Origin of the sequence: Actinospica durhamensis (assembly GCF_018139695.1) — a bacterium.
GTDB classification, from domain to species: Bacteria; Actinomycetota; Actinomycetes; order Streptomycetales; family Catenulisporaceae; genus Actinospica; species Actinospica durhamensis.
In genome coordinates, this window is sequence record NZ_JAGSOG010000059.1 from 22,431 (window position 1) to 36,874 (window position 14,444).

General features: G+C 71.6%; 16 protein-coding genes. 12 read left to right on the plus strand and 4 right to left on the minus strand.

Going from position 1 to position 14,444, the window contains the following annotated elements; all coding sequences use genetic code 11:
* Positions 1 to 72: 72 nt before the first annotated feature.
* The 3 genes from KDL01_RS14400 to KDL01_RS14410 form a co-directional block, all read right to left on the minus strand.
* Positions 73 to 1,293, minus strand: a complete 1,221-nt coding sequence (locus tag KDL01_RS14400) for a serine hydrolase domain-containing protein (RefSeq protein WP_246576430.1) — start codon at positions 1,291 to 1,293, stop codon at positions 73 to 75.
* A gap of 148 nt (positions 1,294 to 1,441) precedes the next feature.
* Positions 1,442 to 1,987 (minus strand): hypothetical protein, encoded by a 546-nt coding sequence (locus KDL01_RS14405; protein ID WP_212528981.1) that lies wholly within the window; start codon positions 1,985 to 1,987, stop codon positions 1,442 to 1,444.
* A 201-nt stretch (positions 1,988 to 2,188) separates the two neighbouring features.
* Complete coding sequence (locus KDL01_RS14410) at positions 2,189 to 2,782, minus strand: hypothetical protein (RefSeq protein WP_212528982.1); 594 nt, start codon at positions 2,780 to 2,782, stop codon at positions 2,189 to 2,191.
* Between the two features lie 31 nt (positions 2,783 to 2,813).
* Between KDL01_RS14410 and KDL01_RS14415 the strand changes: the two genes are divergently transcribed.
* From KDL01_RS14415 to KDL01_RS14465, 11 genes are all read left to right on the plus strand, one after another.
* Complete coding sequence (locus tag KDL01_RS14415) at positions 2,814 to 3,131, plus strand: hypothetical protein (protein WP_212528983.1); 318 nt, start codon at positions 2,814 to 2,816, stop codon at positions 3,129 to 3,131.
* Between the two features lie 765 nt (positions 3,132 to 3,896).
* The gene (locus KDL01_RS14420) at positions 3,897 to 4,475 is read left to right on the plus strand and encodes a manganese efflux pump MntP (RefSeq protein WP_212528984.1); all 579 of its coding nucleotides are present in this window, start codon (positions 3,897 to 3,899) and stop codon (positions 4,473 to 4,475) included.
* Between the two features lie 73 nt (positions 4,476 to 4,548).
* Positions 4,549 to 5,322 carry a hypothetical protein gene (locus tag KDL01_RS14425; protein WP_212528985.1) on the plus strand — a complete coding sequence of 258 codons (774 nt, stop codon included), beginning with the start codon at positions 4,549 to 4,551 and terminating at the stop codon, positions 5,320 to 5,322.
* A gap of 134 nt (positions 5,323 to 5,456) precedes the next feature.
* Entirely contained in the window at positions 5,457 to 6,095 is a 639-nt protein-coding gene (locus KDL01_RS14430; RefSeq protein WP_212528986.1) for a copper chaperone PCu(A)C, read from the plus strand.
* 49 nt (positions 6,096 to 6,144) lie between these two features.
* On the plus strand, positions 6,145 to 6,840 hold the full coding sequence (locus KDL01_RS14435) for an SCO family protein (protein WP_212528987.1): 696 nt from the start codon (positions 6,145 to 6,147) through the stop codon (positions 6,838 to 6,840).
* Positions 6,833 to 8,083 (plus strand): Dyp-type peroxidase, encoded by a 1,251-nt coding sequence (locus KDL01_RS14440; RefSeq protein ID WP_212528988.1) that lies wholly within the window; start codon positions 6,833 to 6,835, stop codon positions 8,081 to 8,083. The genes KDL01_RS14435 and KDL01_RS14440 overlap by 8 nt, the downstream gene beginning before the upstream one ends.
* A gap of 125 nt (positions 8,084 to 8,208) precedes the next feature.
* A complete protein-coding gene (locus KDL01_RS14445) occupies positions 8,209 to 8,940 on the plus strand; it encodes a hypothetical protein (RefSeq protein ID WP_212528989.1) in 732 nt (243 codons plus the stop codon).
* A gap of 174 nt (positions 8,941 to 9,114) precedes the next feature.
* Positions 9,115 to 9,678: a MauE/DoxX family redox-associated membrane protein gene (locus KDL01_RS14450; protein ID WP_307846327.1), complete on the plus strand. Its 564-nt coding sequence runs from the start codon at positions 9,115 to 9,117 to the stop codon at positions 9,676 to 9,678.
* Entirely contained in the window at positions 9,675 to 10,673 is a 999-nt protein-coding gene (locus KDL01_RS14455) for a DsbA family protein (RefSeq protein WP_212528990.1), read from the plus strand. Before KDL01_RS14450 ends, KDL01_RS14455 begins: the two co-directional genes overlap by 4 nt.
* 83 nt (positions 10,674 to 10,756) lie before the next feature.
* Positions 10,757 to 11,767, plus strand: coding sequence for a hypothetical protein (locus tag KDL01_RS14460; protein ID WP_212528991.1), 1,011 nt, complete (start codon positions 10,757 to 10,759; stop codon positions 11,765 to 11,767).
* Positions 11,764 to 12,402, plus strand: a complete 639-nt coding sequence (locus KDL01_RS14465) for a hypothetical protein (protein WP_212528992.1) — start codon at positions 11,764 to 11,766, stop codon at positions 12,400 to 12,402. The genes KDL01_RS14460 and KDL01_RS14465 overlap by 4 nt, the downstream gene beginning before the upstream one ends.
* Positions 12,403 to 12,528: 126 nt before the next feature.
* Here the strand turns inward: KDL01_RS14465 and KDL01_RS14470 are convergent, their stop codons facing one another.
* Positions 12,529 to 13,713 carry a M20 metallopeptidase family protein gene (locus KDL01_RS14470; RefSeq protein ID WP_212528993.1) on the minus strand — a complete coding sequence of 395 codons (1,185 nt, stop codon included), beginning with the start codon at positions 13,711 to 13,713 and terminating at the stop codon, positions 12,529 to 12,531.
* A 98-nt stretch (positions 13,714 to 13,811) separates the two neighbouring features.
* Here KDL01_RS14470 and KDL01_RS14475 point away from each other — a divergent pair.
* Positions 13,812 to 14,444: phytanoyl-CoA dioxygenase family protein (locus tag KDL01_RS14475; RefSeq protein ID WP_212528994.1), on the plus strand; the 633-nt coding region annotated here is incomplete at its 3' end.

Here is a 14,444-nt window from a genome sequence, read left to right on the forward strand (position 1 = left end):
CGGGGCACGACCCGCGAGGCCGGTCCGTGCTGGTCTTCGCCCGAACCGGCCTCGCGGCGTTCGTTGCCGTGATCAGCTCAGCGGGTGGCCCGGGGCGAGGTAGGCGGCGATGCTCTCGGCGATCGTCTGGGCGTAGTTGACGTTCGGGGTGGCGGCGGGGCCGTCGGTGGTGTCGACGGCGATGGACAGCCGCTGGGACGGGAGGTAGGCCTGGATGGCGAAGTAGCCGGAGAACGACGGGTTCTGCACGATCCAGGTGTTGATCACCTGGACGCCGACGCCGTAGTGGGCGGCCTCGGTGTTGTGCCGGCAGATGCCGGGCGGGCAGGCGGCGGGGTTGCCGAGTCCGACGGTGCCCGGGTTGAGCTGGAATCGGTACCACGCCGGGGAGAGCAGGGCGCCGGAACCCACGGCCTGGGCGGAGGTGGCCAGGTCGCAGATGTTCTGGGTGAGGATCGCGCCGTGGGCGGTGGTCCAGGACGGGTTCCAGTAGGTGGATTCCTCGTACGTGCCGCGCTCCGAGGTGAACGCGTGCACGGGGTTCGGGATCGGCGGCTTGGTATTGATGAAGGTGTTGTCCAGGTGGAGCGGGTCGAGGACGCGCTCGCGCAGCAGGTCGGCGAGCGGCTTGCCGGTGATCTTCGAGAGGGCTTGGCCGAGCAGCACGAAGTTGGCGTGCGAGTAGCTCCAGTTGGTCCCGGGCGCGTACCAGAGGGTGTGGCTGAACGGGAACGCGAGCAGTTCTTCCTCGGTCCAGTACTTGAACGGCTGGGCCTCGAGCTCGGCCCCGAACACCGGGTCGATGACGTAGTCGTGCAGGCCCGAGGTGGAGTTGGCCAGCATCCGCAGCGTGATCTCGTGCGAGTGCGGGACCTGCGGCAGCCAGCGCGAGATCGGGTCGTCGATGTCGACGACGTGTTCCTGGGCCAGTTGCAGCAGGATGATGCCCATGTAGGCGATGCCGACGGAGCCGGTGCGGAACTGCATGTCCGTGTCGGCGGGGATGCCGGTCATCGACTCGCCGAGGGCGGCCGTGAGCAGGTCGCGCTTGCCCCGGGTGACCTTGAGGATGACGGAGTTCAGGCCGTACTGCTGTTTGGCCGTCTTGGCGATCTCGAGGATCTTCAGGGCCGACCCGCGGGTGGGCCTCGGCGAGGCCGCGCAGCTCGGCCGGGGCCCGTGGTCGTCGGTGGCGGATGCCGGGACGGCCGGAGCGAGGGCGGCGACCAGAGCGACGACGCCGAAGAGGGCGGTGCGACGACGCCGCCGCCGAGGACTCAGTGTCAATACCATGCCTGCCAGTAAAGTCATGAATTGAATGACGATGTACTGAAACGCGCCGGTTCGCGGGCGCGGGGCAGCGTGAGACGGAGTAAGCGGACGGTGAGATGGAAAAGTTCTGAAGTGATGATCGGGTCGGTGGCGGTCTGGCCGTTTCGGCTCAGCTGAGGGCGGGCCCGGACCCCAGCAGGTCGAGGATGCGCCCGCGGCTGCGCTTTCCGTCGGGGGTGTCGGCGTGCGGATCCGTCAGCATCCACGCGTGGCCGTCGTCGATCAGTGCCTGGAACTCGAACAGCTGCTGCTGATACTTCTGCAGCGCGATCGGCGGCGTCAGGTCCGGCAGGGACCGCCAGCTGTCGGGTCGGCCGGCTAGGTGCCAGCACGCGTGGTGGGCGGCACCGTGATCGTCGATGTCGGGGAAGACGCCGACACTCTCACCGTCGGCGGACTCGAGGCACCCGTCCTGGACGCGACCCTCGACGACCGGGTGCGGCAGCACGTTCCCGCCCCAGGGCTCCGGCGAATCCCAGGGCAGAGCCACGGCGTGGGAGAGCCAGGCGAGTTCCGGGCCGGGCTCGATCACCGGATCGCAGGAGCGGGTGTCGTCCTCGCGCCAGATCCAGAACCCGCCGCCGGGCATGGGGACGTAGTGGTCCAGTTGGACCGGCAGCCCGCAGATCTCGCAGTAGGTCCCGATCACGGCCATGGTCTGAGGTCTCTCCTGGGGGCAGCGGGGGGTTTCGGGTTGCACGGTGATGATCGATCGGATTGCACGGTGCTATCGGGCAATCAATCGTGCAGGTAGAAAGGTTTCGACGCTGCGGCGCCGCGTGTTCGGAGGCCGGGTTCGGCGGACCTTAGATGCGGTTCCGGGAGGTGCGCAAACAGGGGAGCGCACCTCCCGGAGTCATCCGGTCGGGTACGCGCACGCCGCCTGGTCCGCCGCGGCGTACTGCGCGGCGCTCATCGAGGCGGGCGAGAGCGAGGGGTCCGAGCCGGGACGCAGCCGCAACACGCCCGCCGCGCCGACCCCGGTCGGAGCCTGGCCGCCGAGGCAGGCCGCGGCGTAGACGAGTACCGAAGCGCTCTGGCTCCCGGCCGCGGCGGGCAGCTGCCACGGCTCGGTCGGCTCGGTGGCGGTGGAGACGATGCCGATCGGGTGCCACCGGCCCTTGGGCGACCGGGCGTCGGCGGAGAAGTAGGCGTACCCGACGATCCCGAGGTTCGCGCCCGTGGCCCGCAGCGCGACGGTGTCGGAGCCGGAGGTGCCCGCGGCCACCGAGAACGACAGCTCGGTCGGCGCCGGGGCGTCGTCGGCGCAGCCGATCGGGCGCAGGGCGGCGGGCGGGTTCCCGTGAATCACTGCCGAGGCCACGACATCGTGGTCGTTCAGGATGAACCACCGCATGTCGGGCGAACCGCCGGTCAGGTCGTGGACGACGTCGCCGATGCAGTATCCGGTGAACGCCAGCTCGCACCCCGCCGGCAGGTGTACCACCACCGGGTCCTCCAGCGAGGCGCCCGCGCGGACGTTGGCGCCGCTCGAGGACGTCGTCCCGGTGAAGACGTCCCCGGCCGTGGTCGAGCCGGAACACGTGGGCGAGGTCGAAGAACGCGATGAGGTCGAAGAGGCCGAGGAGATCGCGGAGGAGGCGTTGGCGTTCGGCAGTGAGGATCCGCGCATCGCGAGGACGGCGACCGCGCACGCCGCGAACACGCTCGTCTGGACGATCCATCGGCGCCGGGAGAATCGGCGACGCGATGCCTTCGTCGCGGGAGGAGTCGCGGGGTTGAGCGCCGGGTACGGATCCGCTTCGGACGATCCGGTATCGGGTATATCGGATGCCTGAGGTATATCGGATATATCGGGCATCTCGGGTGGCGGAACGGGATCCGGTTCCGATTGCGTGGGCTGCGATGCGGACGGAGCGCTGATGCCCGTAGCGACCGTATTGACCGCATGACCCGTATTGCCCGCCGACTGCGCCGCGACGAGGCTCGCGGCCTCGTTCCAGCGCTGCTCCCACCAGGCCGCGTCGCCGCCGCAGGCGACCGCGTACGCGAGTGCCACATCCAGGGTCGGCAGGCGTACCCCGCCCGCCGCGTCTCCGAGGGTCGTCGCACTGTACCCGGCCGTGCGCGCGAGTACGCGGTAGGGCGTCTCGCCGCGGCTCTCCCGCAGGCATCGCAGCTCGTGCGCGAATGCCTGAACCGGCCCTTCTTCCGGGTCCACGGGCCGGGGCTTACGCGCCATCGGAAATACCCTTCGTTTCTCAGGGGGCTGCTGATCTACTCGAGCGCGGTTTCGCCGACGGCCTGCGCCGATCCCCGGCCCGTCGAGTGTACCGATCGCCGCGGATTCGTCGCCCCCCGCACGGGCGCCGGCCGGGTGTACGGGCTGATCTTGGCGCTCATCGCCCTGCGTGCCGATGATTTCCCTGTTTCCCGGGGGAATTGTTGCATCTCTTCCCGGGCGCGGGCGGCAATGCCACCACAACGAAGGGAAGGTGAGGAATCGCGAGTATGAAGCCGCCGCTGCCGCAGCGCCGACCGTCGCGCGCCATTGATTGCGGCCATCACCACCTTCAGAGCCCCGGCGGCTAGGGTTGGGCCCGATGTCCGCACTGGTGCTCGTCGCTCTCGCCTTGGGGCTGTCGAACTTCGCCGCCTCGATCGGGATCGGTCTCTCCGGTGTCGATGCCCGGGCTCGGCTGCGCGTGGGCTTGGTGTTCGGGCTGTTCGAGACCGGTATGCCGATCCTGGGACTGGTCCTGGGCCGTTCCGCCGCCGCGGCGCTCGGCTCGCAGACGCGCTGGGTCGGCGCCGGGCTGCTGATCGCGACTGGTGTGTACGGACTGGTACAGAGCCAGCGCGGAGGCGAGGCCGGCGGGGACGGCGAGGTCGGCGGCGACAGCGAGCAGGCGGGGAGCTCCGCACGGCAACCTCTGGGGCGGCTGCTGGTGACGGGGTTGGCGCTCAGCGTGGACAACCTTGCCGTCGGCTTCGCGCTGGGGGCGTACAAGGTCAATGTGCTGGTGGCCGCCGTGGTGATCGGCGCGGTCAGCATCGGGCTGTCTCTACTGGGGCTCGAGCTCGGGGCCAGGATCGGCGCGGCCGCCGGGCGGCGGGGTGAGGTGATCGGCGCGGTCGTGCTCATCGCGGTCGGAGTCGCGATCGCGGCCGGGCTGTTTTGAGCCACCGCGCACCACGCCGTTCGCTGACCCCGGAGGCCGGCCCGGGGGACTGCTCTGGGAGGATGAGCCCGCTATGGAGGTCGGCCGGTCGTTGCGCGGTGCGCGGGCCGCGGTGTTCGCCGCGGCGTGCGTCGGTGTGTCGGCGGCCGGGCACGCGTGGATGTCCGACGCGCCCATAGCCGCCTGGGCGCTGGTCGTCGCGGTGCTCGCCGTGGGCGGGGCCGCGTACGCGCTGGGCGGTCGGCAGCGCGGGTTCGCGTCGATCGCGGGTCTGATGCTGGTCGGCGAACTGGGGCTGCACCTGTTGTTCAGTGCGGCCCAGCAGGCGAGCGTGCACGTCGCCTCCGGGGCGTTCGGAGTATCCGGTGCGTCCGGTTCTTCTGCGACGGTGTGGATGCCGGACATGTCGCGGATCAAGATGGCGTACGCGTTGCCCGCGGTGGACTGGTTGTGCGGCCACGGCATGGCCGACATGCACGACATGGCCGCGGGCGGCACCTCGGCCGGGTCTGGATCGATGGCTTCGATGTCCTGGGTGACGTCGATGCCGTGGATGACCTGGCTGGCGACGCACGGTGCGGCGGGCATGATCGGCGTGCACGTCGTCGCCGGTCTGCTGTGTGCGTGGTGGCTTCGCCGGGGCGAGGCCGCGATGTTCCAGCTGCTGCGCGCGCTCGCGGGCTTCGCGGTGCCGCTGCTGGTCTTCTTCGTCTCGAGCGCCCGGCCGGTGCTCGACTTCACCGTCGTCGTTCCCGACGACACGCGTGCGCACGTCCCGAGCGCTCGCGGGTTCCTGGTGCACGCTCTCGTTCGGCGCGGTCCGCCGACTCCCGTCTTCAGCATGTGACACGCCGTCGGGCCCTTAGCCCGCCCGCCGGTCGGTAGCGCCGTGGCTTCGCCGCGCCCGCGCCATCCCTTCACGTCCTGATCACAGGCACATCCTGATCACAGGCACATCCTGATCACGGGAGTCATTCGTCCATGTTCCATGTGCACTTCAGCCTGCCCGCGGGCGCTGCCGTCCGCGCTCGGCGCGGGCTCGGCGCGGGCCTGAGCGCCGCCGCCCTGCTCGGTGCGGCCTGCGCCTGCTCCTCCGCCGCATCCCCGGCCTCCGGCGCCCAGGCCGTCGCGGCCGCGCGGGCCTCGGCGAGCGCGAGCCCGTCGCCGCGCGGATCCGCCTCGTCCGGGCCGATCCGGATCACCGGCGCCTACCTGCCCCAGCCGGCCAGCCCGGATGTCGCAGCCGTCTACTTCACCGTCGCCGACACCGGCGATCAGTCCGACACGCTGCTCTCGGCCACCTCCGTGCCCGCCGCGCAGGTCGCGTTGATGAGCGAGGTCTCGAGCGGCGGCGCCGAGAGCATGACCGTGGTCGCCGGCGGTCTGTCGATACCGGCGCACGGGCAGCTCGCCTTCACGACCGGCGGCTACCACGTGATGCTCACCGACCCGGCCGTCCCGCTCGAGCAGGGCGGCACCGTGCAGCTCACCCTCACCTTCCGCCGGGCCGGGAAGGTCACGCTCGACGTGCCGATCACCTCGCTGCTCTCCGACGCCGTGACGGGGTCGGACGCCACGTCCGACGACGCCACCTCCATGGCCGGTATGCCCGGTATGTGAGCTCAATCGCTCACCCCGAAGCCTTTTCCTGAACCGCAAGGGATCTGACATGGGATCATCCCCGCAGCGTCGCACCCGCCCCACCCGCCGCGCCCGCCGCGCCCTGTGCGCGGCCGCCGCCCTGGCCCTGATGATGACCGGCACGCTGGCGGCCTGTTCCTCCGCCACGACCGACGCCGCGTCGTCCGGGCTGGTCCTCGACTCGACGTCGAGCTCGTTGTTCGACGGGATCCAGCTCGGCAAGCCCTACACCAAGCCGGACCTGACCCTGACCGACTCCGACGGTGCGACGTTCAACCTGCTCAAGGGCACCACGGGCAAGCTGACGCTGGTCTACTTCGGCTACACCCACTGCCCGGACGTGTGCCCGACGACGATGGCCACGCTCGCCTCCGCCGTGCGCGCGCTGCCGGCCGCCCAGGCGGCCCGGGTCCAGGTCGTGTTCGTCTCCACCGACCCCACCCGCGACACCCCGGCCGTCCTGAAGGCCTGGCTGGGCCAGTACAACCCCTCCTTCATCGGCCTGACCGGGTCGTTCGCCACGATCCAGAAGGCGGCGACCTCGCTCGGCATCGACATCGAGGCACCGGTGAAGCAGGCGGACGGCGGCTACACCGTCACCCACGGCGCGGAGGTGATCGCCTTCGACGCCAAGGACAGGGGCTACATCGTCTACACCGCGGGCACCACCGTCGACCAGTTCACCCACGACATCCCGCTGATCCTGGCGGGCCGCGATGCCTGAGGCCGGCGCGCTCTCCCGCCGCAGGCTGTTCGCGTACACCGGGGCCGTCGGCGCGGCCGGGATCGCGGTCGGGGCGGCCGGCGCGGCGATCGCCTCTGACACCCCGTCCGCGGCGTCCGCGGCCCCGGTCGTCGGTGACGAGCAGCTCGCCTTCTACGGCACGCACCAGCCCGGTATCGCCGCGCCGGCCCAGACACAGGGGTGGCTCACCGCCTTCGACCTGGCGCCGGGAGCGACGCTCGCCCAGGTCAAGGACCTGTTTCAGCAGTGGAGCACGATCGCCGCCACGACCATGGCGGGACGTTCGCTGTCCTCGGGCGACGACGCGATGGCCTACGGGCGCGGACCCTCGGGGCTGAGCGTGACGGTCGGGGTCGGCGCGTCGCTGCTGACCAAGCTGGGCCTCGAGGACCGGATCCCGAAGGCGCTGGACCCGCTGCCCGCGTTCCTGAACGACGCGCTGGTGCCGGCCGCGTCCGACGGCGACCTGTGCGTGCTGGTGGGAGCGAACGACGGGCTCGTCGCGGCGCACACCCTGCGCGCCCTGCAACGCGCCGCCGCCGCGCACACCACCCAGCGCTGGCAGGTCAACGGGTTCGCCGACGCGGCGGGGAGCATGCCGAGCCCGACCTCGACGCCGCGCAACCTCATGGGCCAGCTCGACGGGACCGGCAATCCGAAGCAGGGCACCGCGTCCTTCGACCAGACCGTCTACGTGCCCGCGACCGCGGACCCGGCGTGGATGCGCGGCGGCAGCTACCTGGTCTTCCGGAAGATCAGGATGCTGCTCGAGGACTGGGACACGCTCGACCGGGCCGGACAGGAGGCGGTGATCGGCCGGGACAAGCTCACCGGCGCGCCGCTGTCCGGCGGGAGCGAGTTCACCGCGCCGGACTACGACAAGTTCACCGCCTCGGGTGCCTTCGCGATCCCGGCCGGGGCGCACATCCGTCAGGCCAGCGCCCAGTCCAACAACGGCGCGAGCATCCTGCGCCGGGCGTTCAACTACTACGACGGGCCCCGCGCCGACGGCTCCCCGGACGCGGGACTGATCTTCCTGGCGTTCCAGGCGGATCCGGCGACCGGGTTCACCGTCATCCAGCAGCGGCTGTCCGGCGCGGACAGTCTCAGTACCTTCATCCGGCACGAGGCCTCCGGTCTGTTCGCGATCCTGCCCGGCTGCGCGGACGGCGACTACCTCGGGCGGGAACTGTTCGAAGGCGGTGCGGATGGCAGCGGCTGACCGCCCTGTCGGACCGACCGCGTCCGCCGCCCGACGCCGTGCTCGGAACGCGGTGAACCGTACGTCATCGCGTCCGCGCATCCCGTATCCAAGGTCCGAGGTCGCGTGGGAGGATGGGCCACACCATGGCCGCTGAACCCGTCCTGCCGACGCTGCGGGCCGCCGTGTTCGCCGGGGTGTGCCTCGGCCTCGGCGCCGGCGCGCACAGCCTGATGGCGCACGCGGGGATACCCGCGTGGGCGTTGGTGCTCGGCGGCGTCGGCGCGTTCGTGCCCGCGCGCGTGGCCGCAGGCCGCAGCGAACGGGGCCTCGCCGCCATCGCGGGATGCATGGCCGGCCTCCAGGTCCTGCTGCACCTGTTGTTCGACTACGCCCAGCACGCCGCGCAGGCCGCGAGCTCGGTACGGGTCTCGGACGCCGTGTCGTCCGGCGCCGTGTCGTCCGCTGCGAGCACGGTGTCGTCCGCGACGGTGGCCCCTGGCATGCGGATGTCCGCCGCGCAGATGGCCGAGATGGCCGACGGATCCGCCGCGGGCTCCATGCACATGGGCGCCCTCGACCTGGGTTCCCTGCACCTGGGCGCCCTGCACCTGGCCGGCGGCATGCTGCTCGGTCACGCGCTCGCAGCCCTGGTGTGTTCCTGGTGGCTGCGGCGCGGCGAGGCGGCCGTCCACGCGCTCGTCCGCAGCGCCGTGTTCCGCCTGCGGGTCGTCCGGATCGTCGTGGCCTGGATCCTCCCGCCCGCCGACCGCACTCCCGGTCGGGTGCAGGTCTCCCCGTATATCAGCGTTCTCGGATCGCAGTGGCTACGCGGCGTCCTCGCGCGCCGCGGTCCTCCTCTCTCCGTCGCCCGGTAGAGACCGGCAGACTCCGACAGACACCCGGTTCGCGCCCTCGAGCGCGGCCGGGCATATCAGGCTTCATTCACTCACGCCTCGTCCTTCCGCCCGGCCGTTCGCGCACGCGCCGACCTGGGCCGGCGAGGCGTGTCCCGGGGCTCACCCCGGGAATGGAGAGAGGACGAACTTCTCGTGGTCGAATCCACCAGTCCGGCGGGCGGCCGGGCCAGGTCGCAGCCCTGGATCAGCCTCGCCGCCCGCGCCGGGCTCGGCGTGATGTGGCTGCACTACGCGGTGCCCAAGCTCTCGTACTCGAGCGACGCGCTGCAGTTCGCGGTGCGCGAGTACCGGATCGGGCCCACGGGCCTGGCCGACACCTTCGGCACTATCCAGCCGTTCCTCGAACTCGCGCTCGGCCTGCTGGTCATCGTCGGGCTCGGCACCCGGCTGACCGCGGCGCTGTCCGCGCTCCTGCTGCTGGTCTACATCGGCGGCATCATCTCGCTCGGCGCCCGCGGCATCGCCATCAACTGCGGCTGCGGCGGCATCGCGAGTACGGCGGCGGCCGGTCACACCCGCTACACCCTCGACGTCCTGCGCGACCTCGGTTACCTGGTTCCGGCCGCGTGGCTGATCTGGCAGCCGCGCTCACCCCTGGCGCTCGACGCCTGGCTGCTCGGCGAACCCGAGCCGCGCCGCGCCTCACCCACCCCGACTGAGACTTCGCACATCGAAGAAGGCGGAAGACAATCATGAGTCCTGCCAACCGCGATCGAGACTCCCAACGCGTCGCCCGTGCCCGCATCGCGGCCATGCAGGCCGCCGACCGCGCCAAAGCCCGCCGCAGGCGCCAGCTGCTGACCGGCGCCATCGCCCTCGTGGTGATCGCCGCGATCGTCGGGATCGGCCTCGCCGTCAAGTCCTCGGGCTCGAACGGCGGGTCCAACGCGTCCCACGGGTCCGCCACGTCGTCGTCGGCGGCGTCCTTCGCGCCGAGCGGGGCCGTCGTCGACTCGTACGTCAACGCCACGACGCACACCGGCGACGCCACCGCCATCCCGTACGGCTCGCCCGACGCCAAGGTCACCATGACCGTGTTCGAAGACGTGCGCTGCCCGTACTGCGACATCTTCGAACTCGGCGCGCGCGATATCTACAAGCAGTTCGTCGCCGCCGGTGAGGTCAAGGTCGAGTTCCACATCGTCAAGCTCATCGACATCAACGACCAGGCCAACGGCGAGAACGCGTCCGGTTCGCGGGAGGGCGGCAGCGCGCTGGCCTGCGCGCAGAACGCCGGGCTGTTCGACCAGTACCACGACGTGCTCTACGACAGCCAGCCGTCGGAGACCACCGACCCGTGGTCGGACCCGTCCGCGCTGATCGCCCTGGCCAAGCAGGTGCCCGGCCTGGACACGGCCGCCTTCGAGTCCTGCGTCACGAACACGACGTACGGCGGATGGGTGGACCAGAACTGGGCGGACTTCAACACGCTCAAGCTCCAGGGCACGCCCACCATCGAGATCGACGGCACCGCGCTGACCGCCGCCCAGACCTTCTCTCCCACCTCCAAGGCCGGCGTGACGGCCACCACCAGCCAGGACGGCCAGGGCGCGAACACCTCGGCGATCTTGTCGGCGCTGCAGGCCGCCGTCACCCAGGCCTACGGCTCCTCGACCCCCGCCCCCTGGAACCCCACCGCGACTCCCACGACCGCGTCGAGTGCTGCTTCGGCTACCGCGTCGGCCAGCTGAAGCGCCCCACGCGAGAGAAAGGCCCTGATTCACCCATGACTACTCGAAAGAACAATTCCAAAGGAGGCGGTGGGCGCGGCGTCATGGCCAAGCCCGCCACCGCGCCGCGCGCCGCGAGCCGCGTCGTCGTCCCGTCCCGCACCGGCGCCGGCGCCACGGACCCCGGCACCGCCCTGACCTGGCGCCGCAAGCTCCAGCTCGTCCTCGCCGGGCTGTGGGTACTCGACGGGCTGCTGAAGCTGCAGCCCTTCATGTTCACCAAGGACTTCGCGCCGATGGGGCTCGGCGAAGCCCTCGACGGCGCGCCCGGATGGCTGGCCGGCCCGATCCACTGGGCCTCGGGCATCGAGCAGCGCAACCCGATCAGCGCGATGGTGGCGTTCGCGCTGATCGAGCTGGCCATCGGCTTCGGCATCGCCTGGCCGCGCACCGTCAAGCTCGGCCTGGCCGCGTGCATGGTGTGGGTGCCGTTCCTGTGGTTCTTCGCCGAAGGCCTCGGCGGCCTCGCCTCGGGCAGCCCCAGCCCGTTCGGCGCGCCCGGCGCCTCCATCCTCTACCTGGCGCTCGCCGTGCTGCTGTGGCCGGTCGAGCAGGACGGGCTCAGCGAAGCCGCGCGCTTCATCGGGATCCGCCGCGCCCAGGCGTTGTGGATCGTGCTGTGGGGGCTGCTCGCGTTCCTCGCCTTCCTCCCGGCCAACACCGCCCCCGGCACCTTCTCCGACGCGATCGCGGGCAACGTCGAGGGCGCTCCGTCCGGCTACGTCTGGCTGCTCGACCACGCCACCCGCGCGGCCAACGGGCACGGCCAGGTCCTCGGCATCGCGCTCGGGACCGCGCTCGTCCTGGTCGCCCTCAGCGTCCTGGCACCGTGGCCCAAGGCGGCCCGCGCCGGAGTCGTGCTGGCCATCGTGCTCGCCGCCCTGATCTGGGTCTTCGCCCAGGGACTCGGCATGCCGTTCCAAGGCATGGGCACCGACCCGGACACCGGACCGCTGCTCGCCCTGGTCGCGCTCGCCTACTGGCCCGCGCGTCGTCCGGCGAGCGCCACCGAGACCATCGTCGCGTCCGCCGCCGCCGAAGGAGCCGCCGCGTGAACGCCCCGAACTGGCTCAGCACCCTGCTGAGCATCGCGATGATCGCAGTCGCCTGCTACGCACTCGCCAGGATGCTGATCGCCCAGGGCTGGCGGCGCGGCGTGGACTACGAGACCGACGCCCTCCTGCTGCTGGCCGGCCTCGCCACGGCCGGGCTGATCTCGAACTGGGCACGTACCCTGCCGCGCCCCGGGTGGACCGTCGTGTTCGTGGCAGGGGGCGTCTACCTGGCCGTGCGCGCGGCACGCGTCTGGACCGACACCCGGGCCCGGCGCCCGCTGCTCGGCGGCCTCGGCTGCTGCGCCGTGCTGGTCTACGCCTTCACCGCCGACGTCGCCCCGTCCGCGATCCACGGATCGACCGCGGGCGCCTACACGATGGCGGGGATGCCCGGCATGATCGTCGACCAGACCGAGCGCTTCCCGGCGCTCGGGCTCGCCCTGGTGGTCGCGCTCGCGTTCGCCTCGGTCGTCGCGGTGAACCGGGCCGGCTCGATGCCGCAGATCGAACAGGGCCCTGCGATCGGCGGCCCGCGCGACGGCGCCCCCGTCCCCCTCTCGCCCCGCAGCGTGCTCCTGTGCCACGTCGCGCTGCTCCTCGTCCTCGCCTTCGCGATCCTCGGCAAGATCGTCTGAATCTCGGCAAGATTGTCTGCGTCGAGGGCGGCTGAGTCTGGATCGTCTGAGTCGAGCTAGCCGGATCGAGACCGGGGCCCCGTCGTGCGATACAACGGGGCCCCGGTTTCGATCCGTTTCCCCGTCCTACCGTGCGGCCAGGCGGTCAATCAGCAGGCCGGTCATGGCGCGCACGCCGTGGGCGATCGCCCGCTCGTCGGCGGCGAAGTCGGGCGTGTGCGGCGCGCCGTTCATGCCCACCTCCGCGTTCGCGACCCCGAGGTAGAACTGCGCGCCCGGCGCCTCGTTGAGGAACAGGGCGAAGTCCTCGCAGTTGAAGGGCCAGGACGCCTCGGCCCACGCGACGGACTCCGGCCCCAGCGCCCGGCTCAGGTACCGGCCGGCCGCCGTGGTGAGCTCCGCCGAGTTCACCATGGCGGGGAACGGATCGCCCGTGAGCTCGATGTGTCCGCCCACGGCCGCCGCGAGCTGCTCGACCTGCGCCCGCAGCTCCAGGTACCGTTCCTGCGGCCAGAGCCGCAGCAGCACGTTGGGGACGGGCCGCCCGTCAGGAGTCTGCTCGGTCCACTGGGCGACGCACACGAACTCCCGCATCGACGCGGCGGTCTCCGGGTCGATCACCGTCTGGAAACGCGCATGGTACTCGGCGACGCTCTTCGGGAACTCGACCGTGCCGAGCTTCGCCACCTCGGCCGCGAGCGCGGCGGCGGTCGCCTCGTCGCCGTCCGGCAGCGCGATCCGGAAGTGGTCGAGCCCGGGCAGGCCGTACCCCGGGGAGACCGCGATCGTGCCGGCGGGGAACGGACCGCAGTGCAGCGAATAGAACTCGCGCGGCGCGAGCCCCTGCACCAGGCCGGTCTCCAGCATCGCCCGCGCACCCTGGAGGTTCTCCTCGGACGGCTGGAAGACGAACACCAGCCGGCCGCGTACCGAGGCGGAGTCCTGAGCCAGGGTCCGCGCGAGGCCGACGCCGATCGCGGTGTGCAGGTCGTGCCCGCACAGGTGCGCGACGCCGGGCACGCGCGAGGCGAAGCCCTCGTCGAACACCCGGTCCGAGAGCGCGAACGGCAGCACGTTCGTCTGCGCGTCGACCGCGTCCATGTCCGCCCGGTACGCCACCGTCGGACCGTCCGCGGAACCATCGAGTACTGCGATGACCCCGTGCCCGCCCACGCCGGTGGTCACCTCGAGCCCGGCCTCCCGCAGCTGCTGCGCGACCAGCCCGGCCGTCTCCCGCTCCTCGCCCGCGAGCTCGGGGCGGCGATGGATCTCCCGGCGCAGCTCGATCAGTTCCTCGTCAAGATTCGTCACCGGGAGATCGTGCGCACACTTCTCGGCGCAGCGCGAACGATTTATTCCGGCTCGGATATCAGTGGACTCCCCGCCGGACCCCGGCCAGGATCGGGACCATGGGTGATTTCGTCGCCGACGGCTTCGTCAAGATCGAGCAGGCCTTCCCGGCGCGGACGGCGGCCCAGGTCCGAGCGGTCCTGTGGCGCGAGACGGGCTGCGACCCCGACGACCCCGCGACCTGGACCCGACCGGTGATCCGGCTCGGGGGCTACGGCGGCGGCCCCTTCGAAGCGGCCGCGAACACGCCCGCGCTGCTCAAGGCCTACGACGACCTCGCCGGCCCCGGCCGCTGGACCCCGCGCACCGGCCTCGGCACCTTCCCCGTCCGCTTCCCCGGCCAGGAGCCGCCCGGCGACGACGGCTGGCACATCGAGGGCAGCTTCCCCGGCGAGGACCCGACCGACATCTTCAGCGCCCGGGTGAACCTGACCTCGCGCGGCCGCGCGCTGCTCATGCTGTTCCTGTTCTCCGAAGTGGGCGAGCACGACGCCCCGACCAGGATCCGGATCGGATCCCACCTCGCCGTCCCCCCGCTGCTGGCGCCGGCGGGCGAGGCAGGCCTGACCATGCTCGAGATCTCGCGACAAGCCGTCGCGGCCACCGAACACCTGCCCGTCGCCCTGGCCACCGGCCACCCCGGCGACGTCTACCTCTGCCACCCCTTCCTCGTCCACGCGGCCCAGCCCCTG